This is a genomic window from [Eubacterium] eligens ATCC 27750, assembly GCF_000146185.1.
Lineage (GTDB): Bacteria > Bacillota > Clostridia > Lachnospirales > Lachnospiraceae > Lachnospira > Lachnospira eligens.
Map to the genome: position 1 here is coordinate 603,628 of NC_012778.1, position 20,382 is coordinate 624,009.

The 20,382-nt window shown below is 37.2% G+C and carries 23 protein-coding genes; 19 read left to right on the forward strand and 4 right to left on the reverse strand.

The window, feature by feature from the left end; genetic code table 11:
• Positions 1-262 precede the first annotated feature (262 nt).
• The gene (locus EUBELI_RS02850; protein WP_012738841.1) at positions 263-1,489 is read right to left on the reverse strand and encodes an argininosuccinate synthase; all 1,227 of its coding nucleotides are present in this window, start codon (positions 1,487-1,489) and stop codon (positions 263-265) included.
• 276 nt (positions 1,490-1,765) lie between these two features.
• On the opposite strand from EUBELI_RS02850, the gene argC reads away from it, so the two are divergent.
• The 7 genes from argC (at position 1,766) to EUBELI_RS02885 (ending at position 9,381) form a co-directional block, all read left to right on the forward strand.
• On the forward strand, positions 1,766-2,812 hold the full coding sequence (argC, locus tag EUBELI_RS02855) for an N-acetyl-gamma-glutamyl-phosphate reductase (protein ID WP_012738842.1): 1,047 nt from the start codon (positions 1,766-1,768) through the stop codon (positions 2,810-2,812).
• Between the two features lie 23 nt (positions 2,813-2,835).
• Positions 2,836-4,062: a bifunctional glutamate N-acetyltransferase/amino-acid acetyltransferase ArgJ gene (gene argJ / locus EUBELI_RS02860; protein ID WP_012738843.1), complete on the forward strand. Its 1,227-nt coding sequence runs from the start codon at positions 2,836-2,838 to the stop codon at positions 4,060-4,062.
• A 58-nt stretch (positions 4,063-4,120) separates the two neighbouring features.
• Positions 4,121-5,026, forward strand: a complete 906-nt coding sequence (gene argB / locus EUBELI_RS02865) for an acetylglutamate kinase (RefSeq protein ID WP_041688480.1) — start codon at positions 4,121-4,123, stop codon at positions 5,024-5,026.
• A gap of 86 nt (positions 5,027-5,112) precedes the next feature.
• Positions 5,113-6,294, forward strand: a complete 1,182-nt coding sequence (locus tag EUBELI_RS02870) for an aspartate aminotransferase family protein (RefSeq protein WP_041687978.1) — start codon at positions 5,113-5,115, stop codon at positions 6,292-6,294.
• A 17-nt stretch (positions 6,295-6,311) separates the two neighbouring features.
• Positions 6,312-7,598: a sugar ABC transporter substrate-binding protein gene (locus EUBELI_RS02875; RefSeq protein WP_012738846.1), complete on the forward strand. Its 1,287-nt coding sequence runs from the start codon at positions 6,312-6,314 to the stop codon at positions 7,596-7,598.
• Between the two features lie 64 nt (positions 7,599-7,662).
• A complete protein-coding gene (locus EUBELI_RS02880; protein WP_012738847.1) occupies positions 7,663-8,112 on the forward strand; it encodes a DMT family transporter in 450 nt (149 codons plus the stop codon).
• A 54-nt stretch (positions 8,113-8,166) separates the two neighbouring features.
• Positions 8,167-9,381 carry a class I SAM-dependent rRNA methyltransferase gene (locus EUBELI_RS02885; protein ID WP_041688482.1) on the forward strand — a complete coding sequence of 405 codons (1,215 nt, stop codon included), beginning with the start codon at positions 8,167-8,169 and terminating at the stop codon, positions 9,379-9,381.
• 78 nt (positions 9,382-9,459) lie between these two features.
• On the opposite strand, the gene EUBELI_RS02890 is transcribed toward EUBELI_RS02885, so the two are convergent.
• From EUBELI_RS02890 to EUBELI_RS02900, 3 genes are read right to left on the reverse strand one after another with little or no spacing between them, the layout of a single operon-like run.
• On the reverse strand, positions 9,460-10,017 hold the full coding sequence (locus tag EUBELI_RS02890; protein WP_022098070.1) for a chromate transporter: 558 nt from the start codon (positions 10,015-10,017) through the stop codon (positions 9,460-9,462).
• A complete protein-coding gene (locus tag EUBELI_RS02895; RefSeq protein WP_012738850.1) occupies positions 10,017-10,574 on the reverse strand; it encodes a chromate transporter in 558 nt (185 codons plus the stop codon). Before EUBELI_RS02895 ends, EUBELI_RS02890 begins: the two co-directional genes overlap by 1 nt.
• Entirely contained in the window at positions 10,564-11,457 is an 894-nt protein-coding gene (locus EUBELI_RS02900) for a PHP domain-containing protein (RefSeq protein WP_012738851.1), read from the reverse strand. Before EUBELI_RS02900 ends, EUBELI_RS02895 begins: the two co-directional genes overlap by 11 nt.
• A gap of 150 nt (positions 11,458-11,607) precedes the next feature.
• Between EUBELI_RS02900 and EUBELI_RS02905 the strand changes: the two genes are divergently transcribed.
• The 12 genes from EUBELI_RS02905 to EUBELI_RS02955 all read left to right on the forward strand — a co-directional run bounded on the left by EUBELI_RS02905 (position 11,608) and on the right by EUBELI_RS02955 (position 20,357).
• Positions 11,608-12,195, forward strand: a complete 588-nt coding sequence (locus EUBELI_RS02905; protein ID WP_012738852.1) for a DUF1653 domain-containing protein — start codon at positions 11,608-11,610, stop codon at positions 12,193-12,195.
• A 146-nt stretch (positions 12,196-12,341) separates the two neighbouring features.
• Positions 12,342-13,373 (forward strand): D-alanine--D-alanine ligase family protein, encoded by a 1,032-nt coding sequence (locus tag EUBELI_RS02910; RefSeq protein WP_041687980.1) that lies wholly within the window; start codon positions 12,342-12,344, stop codon positions 13,371-13,373.
• A gap of 53 nt (positions 13,374-13,426) precedes the next feature.
• Positions 13,427-13,987 carry a nitroreductase family protein gene (locus EUBELI_RS02915; protein WP_012738854.1) on the forward strand — a complete coding sequence of 187 codons (561 nt, stop codon included), beginning with the start codon at positions 13,427-13,429 and terminating at the stop codon, positions 13,985-13,987.
• Complete coding sequence (locus tag EUBELI_RS02920) at positions 13,984-15,393, forward strand: UDP-N-acetylmuramoyl-tripeptide--D-alanyl-D-alanine ligase (protein ID WP_012738855.1); 1,410 nt, start codon at positions 13,984-13,986, stop codon at positions 15,391-15,393. The genes EUBELI_RS02915 and EUBELI_RS02920 overlap by 4 nt, the downstream gene beginning before the upstream one ends.
• 9 nt (positions 15,394-15,402) lie before the next feature.
• Positions 15,403-15,729, forward strand: a complete 327-nt coding sequence (locus EUBELI_RS02925) for a DUF5640 domain-containing protein (protein WP_012738856.1) — start codon at positions 15,403-15,405, stop codon at positions 15,727-15,729.
• Between the two features lie 156 nt (positions 15,730-15,885).
• Positions 15,886-16,065, forward strand: a complete 180-nt coding sequence (locus EUBELI_RS02930) for a hypothetical protein (RefSeq protein ID WP_012738857.1) — start codon at positions 15,886-15,888, stop codon at positions 16,063-16,065.
• Between the two features lie 18 nt (positions 16,066-16,083).
• Positions 16,084-17,121: an ATPase, T2SS/T4P/T4SS family gene (locus EUBELI_RS02935; protein ID WP_012738858.1), complete on the forward strand. Its 1,038-nt coding sequence runs from the start codon at positions 16,084-16,086 to the stop codon at positions 17,119-17,121.
• The gene (locus EUBELI_RS02940) at positions 17,118-18,587 is read left to right on the forward strand and encodes a hypothetical protein (protein WP_041687982.1); all 1,470 of its coding nucleotides are present in this window, start codon (positions 17,118-17,120) and stop codon (positions 18,585-18,587) included. Before EUBELI_RS02935 ends, EUBELI_RS02940 begins: the two co-directional genes overlap by 4 nt.
• A gap of 140 nt (positions 18,588-18,727) precedes the next feature.
• The gene (locus EUBELI_RS14335) at positions 18,728-18,865 is read left to right on the forward strand and encodes a hypothetical protein (protein ID WP_012738860.1); all 138 of its coding nucleotides are present in this window, start codon (positions 18,728-18,730) and stop codon (positions 18,863-18,865) included.
• A 7-nt stretch (positions 18,866-18,872) separates the two neighbouring features.
• A complete protein-coding gene (locus tag EUBELI_RS02945) occupies positions 18,873-19,250 on the forward strand; it encodes a hypothetical protein (protein ID WP_012738861.1) in 378 nt (125 codons plus the stop codon).
• 35 nt (positions 19,251-19,285) lie between these two features.
• Positions 19,286-19,687, forward strand: coding sequence for a hypothetical protein (locus EUBELI_RS02950; RefSeq protein ID WP_041687984.1), 402 nt, complete (start codon positions 19,286-19,288; stop codon positions 19,685-19,687).
• 79 nt (positions 19,688-19,766) lie between these two features.
• Entirely contained in the window at positions 19,767-20,357 is a 591-nt protein-coding gene (locus EUBELI_RS02955) for a phosphatase PAP2 family protein (protein ID WP_148231335.1), read from the forward strand.
• Positions 20,358-20,382 lie beyond the last annotated feature (25 nt).

Sequence of the window (20,382 nt, forward strand, 5' to 3'; positions counted from 1 at the left end):
GAAAGTCTTATAGGTCGAAAACACATGAGACTATAATGATAGTTAATAAATTAACCTATAAAGTCAGAAAAATCAGTAGCACTATAGGAATATTCAGTCAAAAAATGGTTTTCTATATAAGATTGAATAGGAAAAGCTGCAAAATTAACATATAAGCAGGGAATTTTTTATGAATTGATAGGAAATCATAATGGATTATAAAAGCAACATCCCCGACATGATTAATAACCATGCCGGGGATGCTGCTTTTTATATTCTTTAATTACTTATTGTTCTTCTTCTCGTTCTCAAGCTTCTTCATAGCTCTTACCTTAAGTGAAAGACCGAAGAGGTTGATGAATCCGTCAGCATCATGATGATCATACATATCACCTGTCTTGAATGATGCAATTGACTCATTGTAAAGTGAATATGGAGATGTTGTTCCAGCCTTGATGATGTTACCCTTGTAAAGTCTGAACTTAACTTCACCTGTTACATATTCCTGAGTCTTCTCAACGAATGCCTGAAGTGCTTCACGAAGAGGTGTCTCCCACTTGCCTTCGTAAACAACCTGTGCAAACTTGTTTCCAACATCCATCTTGAATGTTGTTGTATCTCTGTCGAGAACTAATTCCTCAAGCTGCTGATGAGCTTCGTAAAGAATTGTTCCACCAGGAGTCTCATATACACCACGGGACTTCATACCAACAACACGGTTCTCAACGATATCAATGATACCGATACCATGCTTGGCACCAAGTCTGTTAAGCTCTCTGATAATATCAGAAACCTTCATAGCCTTGCCATTAACTGACTTTGGAACACCTTTTTCAAATGTCATAGTAACATATTCTGGTTCATCCGGAGCTTCCTCAGGAGTGCATCCAAGAACTAATAAATGCTTGTAGTTAGGCTCGTTAGCTGGATCTTCAAGCTCAAGACCTTCATGGCTGATATGCCAGATGTTACGGTCACGGCTGTAGCTGCAGTCTGTGCTGAATGGAAGATGAATACCATGCTGTCTGCAGTATTCAATCTCATCCTCACGAGACTGAAGCTTCCAGTTAGAATCTCTCCAAGGAGCGATAATCTTGATATCTGGAGCTAAAGCCTTGATTGTAAGTTCGAATCTGATCTGGTCATTACCCTTACCAGTAGCACCGTGGCAGATAGCAACAGCACCTTCTTTACGGGCAATCTCAACAAGTCTCTTAGCAATAAGAGGTCTTGCCATTGAAGTACCAAGTAAATATTTATTTTCATAAACAGCGTGTGCCTGAACACATGGAACGATGTAGTTGTCGCAGAACTCATCAGTGATATCTTCTATATATAACTTGGCAGCACCACATGAGAGAGCTCTCTGCTCAAGTCCGTCCAACTCCTCTTCCTGACCACAGTCTGCACATACGCAGACAACATCATAGTTGTATGTTTCCTTTAACCAAGGGATGATGGCAGTTGTGTCAAGTCCGCCAGAATAAGCAAGAATAACTTTTTCTTTCATTATATATTCCTCCGTATATTATTAAGTTTACATAGTAAAACACATATGCTATGCACCTGCAGATTATAATAAACTACTTTATTTAAAAATGCAACAACAAATTATGCATATTATACATTAATATACAACAAAAATGTATAAATATAAATTTTCTTTAAAATATCCTTTACATAAGAAAAAAAGTTGCTATAATGTAGGTTATCAATTTACATTTTGCGTTATTTTATGCATAAATGTTGAATATATGCATTTTGCTTCGCAAAACAAGGAGGAGTTATGATTAAAGTAGGCATTATCGGTGCGACAGGTTACGCAGGTAACGAGCTTGTCAGATTATTATTAGGACATAAGGATGCAGAGATTGTATGGCTCGGTTCGAGAAGTTACATAGATCAGAATTATTCAGATGTATATAGAAACATGTTTAAGCTTGTAGATGCAAAATGTATGGACGACAATATGGAGCAGCTTGCTAACGAGGTTGATGTTATATTTACAGCAACACCACAGGGCTTATGTGCATCCCTTGTTAATGATGAAATTCTTTCAAAGACTAAGATTATTGATCTGAGTGCTGATTTCAGACTTAAGGATGTTAATGTATATGAACAGTGGTATAAGCTTGAGCATAAAGCACCACAGTATATTGATGAAGCTGTTTATGGCTTATGTGAGATTAACAGAGACAAGGTAAGCAAAGATACAAGAATTATTGCTAATCCGGGCTGTTATACAACAACATCAATTCTTACACTTTACCCAATGGTTAAGGAAGGAATAATCAATCCGGATACAATTATAATTGATGCTAAGAGTGGAACTTCAGGTGCAGGACGTGGAGCTAAGGTTGCCAACCTTTTTTGCGAAGTTAATGAGAGCATGAAGGCTTATGGTGTCGGAACTCACAGACACACACCTGAGATTGAGGAACAGTTAGGTTATGCGTGTGGAAGAGACGATTTAAAGCTTATCTTCACACCACATTTGGTTCCAATGAACAGAGGAATTCTTGTAACAGCATATGCCAACCTTGCCAAAGATGTTACATACGAAGATGTCAAGGCAGCATATGACAAGTACTATGATAAGGAATATTTCGTAAGAGTACTTCCTAAAGATGTATGCCCTGAAACACGCTGGGTTGAGGGAAGCAACTTTGTTGATATAGGATTTAAGATTGAGCCAAGAACTAACAGACTTATAATGATGGGTGCGTTAGATAATCTTGTTAAGGGTGCAGCAGGTCAGGCAGTACAGAATATGAACCTTCTCTTCGGACTTCCAGAGAATGAGGGATTACAGATTGCACCAATGTTTCCATAATAAATGTACAATAGGAGGATGTTATGAATATAATTAAAGGCGGTGTTACAGCAGCTAAAGGATTCAAGGCTGCCGGATGTGAAGCACAGATTAAATATAAGAACGGAAAGAAAGATATGGCACTTGTATACAGTGAGAAGCCATGTGTTACAGCAGGAACATTTACAACTAACAAAGTATTTGCAGCTCCTGTTAAATGGGACAGAAACATTGTATATAATGAAGACTTTGCACAGGCTGTAGTTGTAAACAGCGGTGTTGCCAACGCATGTACAGGCGTTGAAGGAGATAACGCATGTGCAGAAGAAGCAAAGGCAGTTGCAAAGGTTCTTAATGTACCGGAGAATGCAGTACTTATCGGTTCAACAGGTGTTATCGGAATGCAGCTTCCTGTTGACAGAATATGTGCAGGAATTGAAAAGCTTGCTCCAATGCTTGATGATTCATTAGAAGCAGGAACACAGGCAGCAGAGGCAATTATGACTACAGATACAAGAAGCAAGCAGGTTGCTGTAGAAGTAGAAGTTGCAGGTACTAAGGTAACAATCGGTGGTATGTGCAAGGGCGCAGGAATGATTCATCCTAATATGGCAACAATGCTCTGCTACATAACAACAGACTGTGATATCGACAAGGCACTTCTTCAGAAGATGACAAGTGCAATTGTTGATGATTCATTTAACATGATATCAGTTGATGGAGATACATCAACTAATGATACAGCTCTTGTTCTTGCTAATGGAATGGCTGGCAACAAGAAGATTACAGAAGAAGGTGCTGATTATAATGCTTTCTATGAAGGCTTAAGCTATGTATTTACAGAGCTTTCCAAGATGATTGCAGGTGACGGCGAAGGCTGCACATGTCTTTTCGAGGTTCAGGTAAAGGGCGCAACAACTAAGGCAGAAGCCAAGACACTTGCTAAGTCAATTGTTACATCAAGTCTTACCAAGGCAGCAATATTTGGACATGACGCTAACTGGGGAAGAATTCTCTGTGCAATGGGATATTCTGGTGCTGACTTTGACCCTGAAAAGGTTGACATATTCTTTAAGAGTGAAGCAGGTGAGCTTCAGATTGTTAAAGATGGAACTGCTACAGATTACAGCGAGGAGAAAGCAACGGAAATACTTTCACAGAATCCTGTAATTGCTATTGCTGATGTTAAGCAGGGGGATGCAAGCGCTACAGCATGGGGCTGTGACCTTACATTTGATTATGTCAAGATAAATGCTGATTACAGAAGCTAATCTGACACAGCATTTTAAAGCAAATAGATATCTGAATAAATATGAAATGGAGATTATTATGAGCGCAAAAGATATGACAGAGGAACTTATGAAGGCACAGGTGCTTGTTGAGGCACTTCCTTATATCCAGAAATTTAACAGAAAGATAATTGTAGTTAAGTACGGCGGAAGTGCCATGGTAGATGAAGAACTTAAGAGAAAAGTTATTCAGGACGTAGTTCTTCTTAAACTTGTTGGTTTTAAGCCAATCATCGTTCACGGCGGTGGCAAGGAAATCAGCAAATGGGTTGAAAAGTCAGGCATGACACCTGAATTCAAGAATGGTTTAAGAGTTACAGATGAGCCAACAATGGAGATTGCCGAGATGGTTCTTAACAAGGTTAATAAGAGTCTTGTTTCAATGATTGAGCAGCTTGGTGTCAAGGCATGCGGTATCAGTGGTAAGGATGGCGGCATGTTAAAGGTTGAGAAGAAGTATTCTAAGGGTGAGGATATAGGATATGTTGGTGAAGTGACAGATGTTGACACAACACTTATTGAATCCTTGCTTAAGGACGATTTCCTCCCAGTAATATGCCCTATCGGATATGATGATGATTTTCATGCATACAATATTAATGCAGATGACGCAGCATGTGCAATTGCAAGAGCTGTCAATGCTGAGAAGCTTGCATTCTTAACAGATATCGAAGGTGTATATAAGGATTTTGACGATAAGGATTCACTTATATCTGAACTTTCTACTTCAGAGGCGAGAACACTTTTAGAGAGCGGAACAATCGGTGGAGGTATGCTTCCTAAGCTTAATAACTGTATAGATGCTATTGAGCATGGTGTATCAAGAGTACATATTCTTGATGGAAGAATTCCACACTGCCTTCTTCTTGAAATATTTACTAACAAGGGTGTTGGTACAGCTATTCTTTCAGATGATGCAGAAAAATTCTTTGATTCAGATAAATAATTGCGAACCGTAAGCTTTGAGGTTATAATATTATATTAGCTCATGTGAAAATGTGTGCTCATAAGAATAGGAAAGTGAGAGTAATCATGAATACACAGCAGATTATAGAAACAGCAGAAGAGAAGCTGATTCATACATACAACCGTTACCAGATAGTACTTGATAAGGGTGACGGAGTAAGACTTTACGATACAGATGGTAAAGAATATCTTGATTTTGGAGCAGGTATAGCAGTATTTGCACTTGGTTATAACAATAAAGAATATAATGATGCATTAAAGGCACAGATTGATAAGCTTATACACACATCTAATTATTTCTACAATGAACCGGCTGTAGAGGCTGCAACAGCACTTACAAAGGCTTCAGGAATGGACAGAGTATTCTTTACTAACAGTGGTACAGAGGCTATTGAAGGTGCAGTTAAGCTTGCAAAGAAATATTATTATGTCAAGAACGGAAAGGCTGATGCAGAGATTATTGCAATGCAGCATTCATTCCATGGAAGAAGTATGGGAGCACTTGCAGTAACTGGAAATAAGCATTATCAGGAAGCATTCGGACCTATGATACCGGGAATTAAGTTTGCACAGTATAACGACCTTGACAGTGTAAAGGAACTTGTTAATGACAAAACATGTGCTATAATATTTGAGACAGTACAGGGTGAAGGAGGAATTTATCCTGCTACTAAAGAATTTATTGAAGGTGTAAGAAAGTTATGCGATGAGAAGGGAATCCTTCTTATACTTGATGAGATTCAGTGCGGAATGGGAAGAACAGGAAGTATGTTTGCATTCCAGCAGTATGGCGTTAAGCCTGATATCCTTACAGTTGCCAAGGCTCTTGGCTGTGGAGTTCCTGTAGGTGCATTTGCAGCGACAGAGGAAGTTGCGAAGGCATTAGTTCCAGGAGACCATGGAACAACATACGGTGGTAATCCACTTGCATGTGCAGCAGCAACCAAGGTGTTCGAACTTTTTGAGAAGCAGCATGTATTAGATAATGTCAAGGAAGTATCTGCTTACTTTGAAGAAAAGCTTGATGAGCTTGTTGAGACAATAGATGTTGTTGTCGAGAGACGAGGAATGGGACTTATGCAGGGACTTGAGTTATCAGTTAATCCTAAGGACGTAATTGCCAAAGCACTTGATAATGGACTTATTCTTTTCTCAGCAGGAACTAATGTTATAAGATTTGTTCCACCACTTGTAATCACTAAGGCAGATGTAGATGAATGCATAGCTAAGCTTAAGAAATCCTTCTAGAATCAGGAGTTTACTTTATGAAATTAAGAAGATTTATCAGTATGATGCTGATTGTTACCATGCTGACAGTCTTTGCAGGCTGTGGTAATAAAGATGACAGGACACAGGCTGCGAGGACTCTTAATCTTGATGGACCTATAACAGTTAATGTATGGTTTAATAACAATGATTATGAGCCTTATCTTGAATTTGTTGCCAAGCAGTTTAAGCAGGCTAATGAACTTGTTACCATCAATCCTGTATATGTCGAAGCAGATTCATATATAAATTATATATATGATGAATCTGTTCGCAATGATAATGCATGTGATTTGTATTTTCTGACATCTGAAGAGATAGAGAAAGCATATCTTATGGGGCTTATGTCCGAAAATGATATGTATCCTCAGGTGTACAATGAGGATGTGTTTGGAAAGGCTGCAATGACAGCCTGTTCATATAATGGCAAATTATATGGATATCCGGTATCATTTAATACATCATTTCTTGTATATAATAAGAAGTATGCTGAACCTGTAGAAACAATTGATCAGATTAGACAGATTAGTGATAATTATCAGGTGACTGATGAGAATCAGGATGTATCAATGGTATTTCAATGGGCACCAGGTTCAATGTTTCTTAATTATCCGGCTTGTGGAAAATATATTAATATAGGTGGCAATAATTCTGAGGACAGTTCTTCGGTTTCTGTAGATGGAGATTCTATAAAGAAAGTGCTTAGCAAATATGCTGAGTTAAACAGTGCATTTGGAACAGACAGAAATAATACAAGCCTTGAGACATGTGTGGATTTGTTTTCAACAGGAAATTTGTTATATACAATTCTTGATGCAGACAGTATATCTAAGATTGATTTATCAGAAATAGATTATGGCATATGTAAATATCCTTCAATGGGGAATGATGTTGAATCAAAAGCAATGTCAGTTACTACTATGGCTGTTGTTAATCCATACACTAAGAATGTAGATGCATCGAAGGCTGTAGCAAGAGCTATTTCTTATGATTATGCAGACTATATGGAGAGTACTGCTAAAAAAAGCTGTGCAAGAGCTGATATTAAGGTTAAGAGAAATGTAGAAAACTATAAAGCAATGCATGATATTTATTCAGACTCTGTGGTCAAAGCTAAATATATTGGTGTTGGTGAAGTGTATATGAGATATGAAATTATGCTTCATCAGGTATATGACGGTACAAATGTCGATGAAGCATATAATTCATTTGCAGCATGCATAGACAGAATGGCAAAACAGACGGAAGCTTCTTCAGTCAATTCAGGAAACAGTTCTTCAAAATAATGTATAATATTCCTGCTATTAACTTATAATTATTCTATAGAAAACTTATGGAGGTTATAAGCTGATGGCAGGTTTTTTAATTGCAATAATATCAGGTGCACTTATGAGTTTACAGGGGGCGTTTAATACAAATGTTACAAAAGCAAGCAGTGTATGGGTTACAGCAATGTTTGTGCAGTTGACAGCACTGGCGACTTGTGCGATTATGTGGGTAATTGACGGAAGACCTGATATCATGAAGCTGTTTAAGGTTGATAATAAGGTTACACTTCTTGGAGGTGTGATAGGTGCATTTATAACATTTACAGTTATTAAAAGCATAAGTGGTCTTGGAATTGCTAAAGCGGAGGTTACAATTGTAGTTGCACAGATAATTGTTTCGTATCTGCTGGGACTTTTCGGGCTGTTTGGAAGTGAGAAGACTACATTTTCATGGATTAAGCTCGTGTCGCTTCTTATTACGGTTGCAGGAGTATGTATGTTTTATTTTCTTGGTAATCCGTCAACGGATTAATATATTATGAATAATTATGATAAATGTCAGAAAAATCTGGCAGGAAGGAACAGAATGGAAGATTTATTCAGCGTATGCGGAAAGATACGATTAAGAAAAGGTGAAGGAAGAACCTTAAAGGCAGGCGGTGCCTGGGTATATGATAACGAAATTGAATGGATGTCTGACGGAATAATTGACGGACATCTTGTTGAGGTGCTCGATTTTGATGATTATTTCATGGGAATCGGATTTATTAACAGAAAATCCAAGATTACAGTAAGAATGCTTGCAAGACACACTGATGTTGTTGATGAGGCATTTATTGAGGAGAGAGTAAGGGCTGCGGTTGAGTACAGATTTGACACAGTAGATACCTCTGCCTGCCGTCTTATATTTGGAGAGGCAGATTTTCTGCCGGGGCTTGTTATAGATAAGTATTCAGATGTGCTTGTTGTAGAATCGCTTGCTTTAGGAATTGACAGATTTAAGCCACTTATTGTCGAAAAGGTGAAGGAAATCCTTCATGAAAAAGGCATTGATATCCGTGGTGTATATGAAAGAAGCGATGCCAAAGTCCGTACTCTTGAAGGGATGGAGAGAGTAAAGGGCTTTATTGGTGATGAATTTGACACTAATGTTGAGATAGTTGAGAATGGTGTCCACTACATGATAGATGTTGTGAATGGACAGAAAACCGGGTTCTTTCTTGATCAGAAGTACAACAGACTTGCAATGCAGAAGCTGTGCAAGGACAAGAGGGTATTAGACTGTTTCACCCATATGGGTACATTTGCATTAAATGCAGGAATTGCAGGTGCTAAAGAAGTTACTGGACTTGATATATCAGAATATGCTGTTGAACAGGCGAGAGCCAATGCCAAGCTTAACGGACTTGAGGATACAGTACATTTTAAATGTGCAAATGTATTGGACGAGCTGCCAAAGCTTAACGAAGCAGGTGAGAAATATGATGTTGTAATACTTGACCCGCCGGCATTTACCAAATCGAGGGAAGCTACAAAGAACGCAATCAAGGGCTACAGGGAAATCAATATGAAGGGACTTAAACTTGTCAAAGACGGCGGCTATCTTGCAAGCTGTTCATGCTCACACTTCATGACCCAGGAGCTTCTTACCAAGACTATTAAGGAAGCCGCTAAAGCTGTACATAAAAGACTCCGTCAGGTCGAGTTCAGGACACAGTCACCTGACCACCCAATACTGTGGGAGGCGCAGGAGAGCTATTATCTGAAATTCTTTATCTTTCAGGTTGTTGATGAAAAATGATACAGGCATTAATTTAAACTATCCAGGACCGTTAATCTGAGTCTTTTATAATCTTTTATGATGTTTTGTTATAATTAATTATATGTATCCGCAAACTATTCCGAGTATTGCGGATAAGCATATAATTAAAATTGGATTTAATTTTTTGAATGCTAAAACTACGGATATCAGAAATATAATTAATGTTGTATAAAAAGAAATATCTGTAAAAACAGTAGTATTAAACCCATCTGGTATGAAAACGGTTGAACTCATCGAAATTACAGCAGAACCAATCAAACCAACTACAGCAGGTTTTAATCCTGACATACATCCCTTTATGACTATACTTTTTTGAAATTGAATAAAACATTTTGCAACAATAAGAATGATAATAAAGGATGGGAGTATCACTCCGAGAGTTGCACAAAAAGAACCGAAAATACCGCCAACCTCTGCCCCTACATATGTTGCTATATTTACAGCAAATGGTCCGGGTGTACTTTCACTAACTGCTATAAAATCAATCAGTGATTGTGAATCTATCCAATTATGAGCAATAACTTCATCCTGAATCAATGGTAACATAGCATAACCACCGCCAAAGGTGAATGCACCGATTTTTAAGAAAATATAAAAAAGCTCAAGATAAATCATTAACATTTTCTCCTTGATATGACAATAGATGTTACTAAACCTAATATTGCACAGCTGATAATTACAATAAGCACATTTACATTAAGTAAGGCAGTAAAAACAAAAGAACATGCCATAATTATATAGGAAATAACATTCTTAGGACATTGAATATACATTGACCAGAGAGCTTTGATAATCAGAGCAAGTACACCAGCTCTGATACCATTAAAGGCATATTGTATGATTTTTATGCTTTGAAATTCTTTAAGTACAAAAGATATAATAAGAATAATCAGGTAGGATGGTATCACAACTCCAAGTGTTGCAAATAGTGCACCCCAAAAACCACAGATACGAAAGCCAACAAAAGTAGCCGCATTAATTGCAATTGGTCCGGGAGTTGACTCGGAGATAGCCACTATTTCAAGAATATCATTATCAGTAATCCAATGCTTCTTCTCAACAATTTCTTTTTGAATCAGTGGTAACATAGCATAACCGCCTCCAAAAGTAAATGCACCTATTTTTATGAAAGTTAAAAAGAGTTGTATAGCTTTTGGGAATTTAGTATTCATCGTAAGTCTCCTTCTGTGTGTTGGTGATTGGCATGGAATCTTTCATCTTGTCAAGCAGTTCATAAGGAACGAATAAATGTCCCATGCCGGTTCCAAGCTGGATATGTGGTTTATTCTTACCATGATAATCAGAACCGCCGGATATCAGCAGATTTCTTTCAGAAGCAATCCGTCTGATTGATAATTCATCACCCATCTTGTAGGTTGAATATATGGCTTCAATTCCATCAAGTCCGGCAGAGCACATATGGTCAAGCAATTTGTTCATCTGGGCATTCCCAAGATGATATAGAACTGGGTGAGCTAAGATTGCAATACCGCCGGCTTGGTGAATACGTTCAATAGCTTCTGCAGGGTCAACTTTGGCTCTTGGCACAAAACAAGGCTTTCCCTGACCTAAATATCTGTCAAATGCTTCATTCCTATCGCCAACAGCTCCAATTGCAACCAGCCTGTCTGCAAAATGAGCTCTTGTAATCACAGCGTCTCCATAGGTCTTAATCATATCTTCATATGTAATATTAATTCCTATATTCTGGAATCGTTCACATACCTGCTTATTTCTTTCATCTCTTGAGCTTAACTGCTTATTAAGGAATGAATTGAACTCATTGTCGTTATAATCTATAAAAAGCCCAACAACATGTATCTCAGTATTATCAAAATTAGTACTTATCTCAACTCCGGGAATAACTTCAAGCTTGTGACCGTTGTTATTAACATTTTCACATGCTAAAAGAGCTTCCTTGACTCCCCTGGTAGTGTCGTGGTCGGTAAGTGCAAATGCAGCGAGTCCCTTATCGACTGCCTTATCAACCAGAACAGCAGGAGAATCAGTTCCGTCAGAGCATGTGGAATGAACATGTAAATCTATTTGTTTCATAGTAAGCTCCTCTTATAAAATATAAATATATTCTACCATACTCAGACAGCTTATTAAAGTGTAAAACATTTGTCAAAGTGTTTAAAAAATGTTGTAAGAGACGGCATTGTGCGATAAAATAACAGTATATTTTTGGAGGGAGGTTTACTGATGGAAAGACAGTTAGTACCAGGCGGATTTTATAAGCATTTTAAGAATAAGCTTTACCAGGTAAAGTGTGTTGCATATCATTCAGAAACCAAAGAGAAAATGGTGGTATATCAGGCTATGTATGGTGAATATGCTGTGTATGTAAGACCATATGATATGTTCATGAGCGAAGTGGACCATGTGAAATATCCGGATGTAGCACAAAAGTATAGATTTGAGCAGGTAGATCCGTTGACGATGCAGGAGATATCTGACAATTTACAGGCAGTAAGAGTTAATTCAGACAATAGAATTGATGAAGCATACACATTAAAAGAGGACAGTGTGGATAACTCACTGGCCCAGCCAGAGCAGCAGGTTGCTGCAGGGGACAGCGTCCTGGATAAGTTTTTAGATGCGAGAGGATATGAGGAAAAGCTTGATGTCCTTATAAGATACAAGAGCAGATTCACAAATCCAATGATAGATATTATGGCTGAATCACTGGAGATAGTTGTTCCGGAAGGTGAACTTTCTGGAAGAATTGATTCTTTAAGAAAGGTTTTACAGGCACATACAAAGTATGAAGGAAGCCATTTAAGACCGTAATAATTCGCACAGATTCTGCATAAGAATATGTGGATTATATAAATATATTACAATTATCTGACAATTTTACAAAAAATTTACAATTGACGAAAAATGTGAATAACTATGTGGATATTGTGGAAAAGTTCAGGGATAAAGGAGAAATTATGAGAATAGTAGTTTTAGCAGGTGGAACAAGTACAGAAAGAGATGTTTCATTAGTCACAGGATACAGAGTATGCGAGAGTCTTAGAAGAAACGGACATGAAGCAAATATGCTTGATATCTTCTTAGGTGTTGATGACAGTGAGGTTAAGACATTTTTTACAGAAAAGAATGATTTGGGAGAACTGTCTGACAATTTAAAGAAGAAAACAGCGGACATTCCGGCAGAGGTTAAGAGAAGAACAGAGGCAAGAGAAAGCTTTTTCGGACGTAATGTATTAGAATTGTGTAAAGAAGCAGATATGGTATTTATGGGACTTCATGGAAGCAATGGTGAAGATGGTAAGGTCCAGGCTACATTTGATCTGCTTGGAATCAGATATACAGGTACAGATTATTTAAGCAGTGCTATATCAATGAGCAAGGAACTTGCAAAAAAGGTTCTTGTACCAGAGGGAATTCCTATGCCTAAGGGTGTTACATTACATAAAGGACATAAGATTGAGTATGTTCCATTCCCATGTGTTGTTAAGCCTTGTTGTGGTGGTTCAAGCGTTGGTGTTTCGATAGCACATAACGAGAAAGAGTTTGAAGATGCACTTGATGAAGCATTTTCTTATGAAGATACTGTACTTGTTGAAGAGTTTGTTGACGGAAGAGAATTCTCAGTTGCGGTGCTTGATGGAAAGGCACTTCCAGTAATTGAGATTGAGCCTCTTGAAGGCTTCTACGATTACAAAAATAAGTACAAGGCTGGCTCTACTAAGGAGACATGCCCTGCCAATATTCCGGAAGATATTGCAAGCCAGATGCAGTTCTGGGCAGAAAAATGCTGCCAGGCAGCAGGCGTAACAACATACGCAAGAGTTGATGAACTTCTTGATAAGAATAATAATATATTCTGTCTTGAGATTAATACACTTCCAGGAATGACTGACACAAGCCTTATTCCTCAGGAGGCAGCAGCAGTAGGTATATCGTATGATGAACTTACAGAGAAGATTATCGAGATATCTCTTGCAAAGTATGAATAGAAGAAATGTAAATGTATAATAATGCATTTTTATAAAACGAGGTTAGTTATGTTATGATTAAGGAACTTGTTAAGAAAAACAGATCATACAGAAGATTTTATCAGGAAAAGAAGCTGACAAAGCAGCAGCTTATGGAGCTTGTTGAGACTGCAAGACTTACTCCATCAACAGCTAACAGACAGCCATTTAAGTATAGAATTGTGTGTGATGAGGAAGAGAATGAGAAAGTTTTCAGACTATTAGGATTTGCCGGATATTTAAAGGACTGGGATGGTCCATCTGAAGGTGAGAAGCCAACAGGATATATTGTTATAACCTGTCCTGAGAATATCAATGATGAAGTTGATGCGGGAATTGTCGGACAGACAATGCTTCTTGCAGCTACAGAAGCCGGATTTGGCGGATGCTTTTTTGGCAATGTTAAAAGAGATGAGTTAAAGGCACAGCTAAATATACCGTCTGAATTAAAGATTGTGTATGTCATCGCATTTGGCTATCCTAAAGAAGAAGTGGTGCTTGAGGATATTCCTGCGGATGGAGATATCAAGTATTACAGAGATGAGAATCAGGTACATCATGTGCCTAAGAAAAGAATTGAGGATATTGTGTTATGAAGGGAATGACCTTAAGAGCCATGACACAAGCTGTTAACGGCATATATCATGGCAATGGAGAAGATTATGATAAAGAGATTACTGCCATTACGATTGACAGCAGAAAGGTAGCTGAAGGCGGGCTTTTTATTGCCATTAAAGGTGAGAGAAGTGATGGACATGATTTCATAGGACAATGCTTTGAGAAGGGCGCTGCATGTGTTATTTCTGAAAAGGAGCTGCCAGATGAAGAACATTCATATATTCAGGTTGAATCAAGTCTTCAGGCACTAAAGGATCTTGCACTTCTTTACAGAAATAATCTGGATGTCAAGGTTGTAGGAATCACAGGAAGTGTTGGCAAAACAAGTACCAAGGAAACAATAAGCTCTGTTTTATCTGAAAAGTACAGGGTATTAAAGACACTTGGTAATTTCAATAATGAGATTGGGCTTCCACTTACTGTTTTCAGACTGACAGAAGATGATGAAGTTGCTGTTCTTGAGATGGGAATCAGTGATTTTGGCGAGATGGACAGATTATCTAAGATTGCACAGCCAGACATATGTGTTATCACTAATATTGGCCTTTGCCACCTTGAGAATCTTGGAACAAGAGATGGTATACTTAAGGCTAAAACAGAGATATTTAATCATATGAATCCGGATGGAATTGTTATTCTTAACGGAGATGACGACAAATTATCAACAATCAGCCAGGTACACGGCAAGCGTCCTCTTGTGTTCGGAATAAGCAACAAAGACGGGGTATATGCAGATAATATAAAGAGTCTTGGACTTGATGGAACTAGCTTTACAATTCATGGCCTTGATACAGCAGATAAATATTCAACGTTTGACATGACAGTACCGGTACCCGGACATCATATGGTATATAATGCGATGGCTGCTGCACTCGTTGGTTCTGTGCTTGGTCTTTCATCTCTTGAAATTGAGCGTGGTGTAAGAAATTTAAAGACAATTGCAGGAAGAAACAATATTATTAAGGAAAATGGCTTCACAATAATTGATGACTGCTACAATGCCAATCCGGTTTCAATGAAAGCATCTCTTGATGTTCTTGACACTGCTATTGGAAGAAAAGTTGCTATTCTTGGAAGTATGTTTGAGCTTGGTGAGAACGAGAAACAGATGCATTACGATGTTGGGATGTATCTTGGAACTAAGGATATTGATGTACTTATAACAGCAGGTGACCTTGCTGCACAGATTGCGGCAGGAACAAGAGCATATATTGATACTAATTACAATGCGCATGGTTGTGAAGTACATGATTTTGAAACAAGAGATGATATGTTAAAAAGTATTGGACATATTCTGAAAACAGGTGATAATATACTTATAAAGGCTTCTCATGGAATGGAATTTTCCAAAGTTGTAGAGGCTGTTAAAACAATTAATACATAAAGGAGAATTATGAGCAGGGTAGTAAGAAGAATAGGGATAATTGCGGTATTTGTACTTGTTATAGGGGCATTTGCCGGATGTGGAAAGAAAGAGTCAGTTGTTGGAACATGGGAAGGTGATGATTATGCATATACCTTCAATGCTGATGGAACAGGAACCCAGCAGATTGGCGGTATCAATGTTAATATTTCATCATATCAGGCAAAGGATGGAAAATTAAGTATAACTGTTACATATCTTGGAACAGATGATACAACAGAATTTACATACACTTTAAAAAAAGATGTGCTGACACTGACAAATGGAGATGACACAATCATACTTAACAAGAAATAATATTTATTAAAAGGACTTTTGTACATTGAATATAGTACAAAAGTCTTTTTTAAAATTAAATATATTTTATATCTTTACAAATGATATTTATTGTGATATTATGCATAATATAAAAAGCGCTTTTTTAATAAATTAAATGTAGAGGAGAATAAGTATATGCATGATATTATCGAACATTATGGGAAAGTGGTGATAGCACTTGCGGGAGTGCTTGCAGCGGTATTGCTTACAGCTGCGGTTGTAACTATTGTAACTGACAGAACTAAAGGTGCTGTCAGTGATATATCATATAAGGAACATATATATGATGCTATAGATGCAAGTAAATCACAGTAAAACAGGATAGGAGAATGTATGGAGAAAGAACAGCTTCAGCAACTGATAGAAAACAATAAGGATGATCTTTTTTCTGAGATTAAAGAGGAAATATCGGATGAATCTGTTACTGATATTGAGTGGGATGGATATAATCTATGGATAACCCAGTTGGGAAGAGGCTGTTATATTGCTATGAAAGAATTAAGTGACAGATATATGGACAATCTGTCAATAAGACTTGCTAATATAATGGGTGTGCCTTTTAACAGGGTACACCCGATATTGGAGGCCAATACCGAAATTTTAAGAATATCAATATGGCATGAATCAAGATGTGGAAAGAAAAGTATGGCTATAAGAAAGATTCCAGGAAAGCTTCGTTTCGGACATGTTGATTTAATTCAATCTGACTATGCACCAGAGAGCATTATCACATTACTTGAGAATTGCGTAACTGCACATCTGTCAACAGTTATAGGTGGGCAGCCACATGCAGGAAAGACAGAACTTCTCAAGTATCTTGCAACATATATTCCGGCAGAAGAGAAGGTTGGAGTATATGAAGATAATCAGGAAATTCATTACCGGCAGATTAATCCGCACAGCAAATGTGTTGAGTTTTTTGTCGATTCTAAAATATCTTATCAGGATATTATTAAAGCGGGACTGAGACATAATATAGACTGGGTTTTGTTATCAGAATCAAGAGGACCGGAGGTTATGGAGCTGCTTAACAGCCTGTCTACAGGTGCATATTGTATGACAACAATGCATCTGGATGATATAAGGGATATGCCAGACAGAATGTATTCAATGCTTGGAAAGGGAGAATCCTCAGAAAGATTTATTAACAGTATATATAAATACATAGATCTTGTTGTACTGGTGGATTGTGACAGATTTGAAAAAAGAAAAATAAGGCAGGTTGGTTTTCTTAGTAGAAATCATGGTAATAACAGCTGCACTGTTGTATTTGAAGATGGGGAGTTTAAGGATGTTGATATTCCAGAAGACATTAAAGAAAAATTCATAAGATTTGGAATAGACAATCCGTATGTATGGAGGCATGATTGAAAAGATTATTAAAATATTTATCAGTTAATCAGGTTATGAAAGACATAGCTGATGTTAATGGTGTAATGTCAGTAAAAAGATTTATTATCACAACAATAATGGCAGGTAGTGCAGTATTTGGAGCGTGTATGTTGTACCGGATTAATTACATATTGTCATTGCTTGTCATGGTTATGGCATTACTTTTGATACCAGGACTTGTAAGAGGGTATTTTAAGGAACGATATGACGCTGCAAGATTTTCTGATGTTGATATATATCTTCATCAGATTTCATATTCATTTACCAGAACACCTAAGATTAATATGGCATTAAGGGATGTCTATGAAATAAGCAGTGGTAATCTGAAGGAATGCATAGGAAAGGCGTTAGAAGAACTTCAATATGGAATGGGAGACAGAGTATATAATGATGCCCTTAAGATAATTGAAGAAGAATATGATTGCGCAAGAATAAGAACGCTGCATAAGTTTATTATAAGTGTTGAAGAAAAGGGCGGAAGATATGCAGGCGCTATGGATGTACTTCTTGAAGATTTTGACAGATGGGTTAATAATGTGTACAGATATCAGGAGGAAATCCGTAAGATAAAGAGAGACATATCTGTTGGTATAATAATAAGCATGGTACTTGCGATGCTGACAACAATAATGTGTAATATGCTTAATATGTTTTCAGATAAAACGGTTAGTATTACTGATTCTGTTGCATATCAGAGTGCAGCAGTGGTTTTTGTAATGTTATGCATGTCGTTTTTTACATACACAAGGAAGCATTACAGGTTTGACTGGCTTGGTAAAAGCAGAACAGATAAACAGATAATGTATGATTATAATATTGTGTTTAAGTCAGATGTGTGGAGGCTGACAATTAAACTTCTGCCAGTCTGGCTGATATTAATAATTGCTATGGCAATGTTGTTTATATTTGATATGAAACTGCCTGCAGTATGTATGCTGGCAATAATTATTGTTCTTGTGAGCACGCCTTTTTTACAGAAAAAAGGTGCCCAAAGAAGAGTAAAAAATGATTTATATCTTGGATTTACAGAATGGTTAAGAGAACTGTCTGTTAATCTTGAGAACAAGCCTTTATTGTCTGCTGTAGAGGATACTTATGACTGCTGTCCGGTTATAATGAAAGAACCATTGGAGAAGTTTATTTGTGACATTGAGAATAATCCGTCAGATGTAATGCCGTATTATGGTTTCTTGGGGGAATTTGGTGTGATAGATATTCAGGCTGCAGTGAGGATGCTTTATTCAATTGGAGAGCTTGAACAGGATAGCATGAGTGCAACAATTAATGCAATTGTAAGAAGAAATTACGAATTATCAGACAAAGCAGAGCTTACCAGATATATGGATAGTACAAGCATGATGAGATTTTCAGAATATGTTCCGACATTTTTTGTTGCATTAAAGATGGCTGTGGATATGATGCTGGTTGTTACCATGTATCTTTAGGATACTGCAATAATAGTCAGGAGCAGGAGGAGATGTATGGAAAATATTATTGAAGAATATGCTGGTATTGTTATGGCTGAAATAATTGTATATGCAATGATATTGATATTTATGACTGTCCTTATGGGGGTAATGAAAGTATGAAAGAAATTATTGAACAGTATGCAGATGTGTGTGTCGGGGGTTTGATGGTAATATTTACTACAATGATGCTTGGTTACGCATTTGGCATATATAAAGATATATTGCTGGAAATTATAAAAGTTTGTCTTGGATAGGGGGATTATGAAAGGAATTATTGAAGCGTCAGTTTATCTTATATTGTTTGCTTTTATATGTATGTTCAGCATAGATTTTATAAGGATTAACAGGGATGTGTCTGATGCAGGTGAAGTAAGCCAGTACATTGAGAATTATATAGAAGCATGCTGTGGGGATGGATTAGCGGAGAAGCTTACTGAAGAACAAAGAGCTTCTAAGCTGGCTTTGTTAAAAACTTCTGTGGAATCTAACGGTGCTTTGCTTGATTTTGGAGACAGGATGAAAACTGGAGATTATGAGTATATTGAGTACACATTTTCTTATAAGCTGAAAGCGGCTATGTTTGCATATTCATCATGGCATCAATATAAAGGACTGGCAAGATATTGTGTAACAGAATAATCACAGATATTTATTATATGGAATGGAGGCCATGTTTGAGAGGAGTTGTTACATGTAGCGGATTTATAGTGGTTTTTGCTATCATCATAATTACACATGCTGTTATAACAGGAAATAACATAAGAAGAGAAGAAGTTAATCAGAGCCTTGATTCAGCAATGGATTATGCATTTGACCGGATGGGAGATGTGTATGCAGATGTTAATTATACTGTGTATACAGATAAGAGAAAGCAGGAAATATTAACACAGTTGATGAACGAATTCTGCAGGGTTCTTTGCAAAAGAATAGCGTCTGATGGCAGAATTCAGGTTGCGCTTATATATGCTGATATGGATAAAGGCTTGTTTCAGATTGGAGTGACAGAAGAATATGAATATCCATTTGGTGGAAGAACAGGAAAATGTTACTATGAAAAAACGTATTCCTTTAATTGACAAATGATTTCTTATATCATAGAATATTCTGGTGTGCCTGAAAATGAGCGTACTAGAACGATATGATAAGGAGACTATTATGGAACTTCAGATTTTACACTGGTTTGAATCATTACATAATCCTGTAACAGATCCGGTTATGTATGCTATAACCTGTCTTGGAAATGCTGGAATATTCTGGATTTTATTATGTGCGGCGTTCTTATTTATACCGGTATTTAAGAAAGACAGAAAGTTAGGACTTAGTATGGCAATTGGACTTATTCTGTCACTTATTATGTGTAACGGAATTATGAAGAATATGTCAGCAAGAATAAGACCATTCAATGCAGATCCGACATTTGAGAATCTTTATGGAATCTTTAATGGTATTAAGGACTGGTCTTTTCCATCAGGACATACATCAGCTTCTTTTGCAGCGGCATTAGCTATTATATTGTGGGACAGAAAGAAAGGAATTCCTGCAGTTATACTTGCAGCTCTGATTGCAGTTTCAAGATTATATCTTACAGTTCATTATCCGACAGATGTACTTGCGAGTCTGTTACTTGGATCACTGTATGGAGTAATAGGTTATTTTGTTACTAAGCTTATTATGAACAGATCAGAGAAAGCAAGAAAGGTGTTTTCAGGAGAAGAACCTTATAGGAAGCTTTTTGCCAAGGCATAATGAATATGTAACTATGTGACTGTTT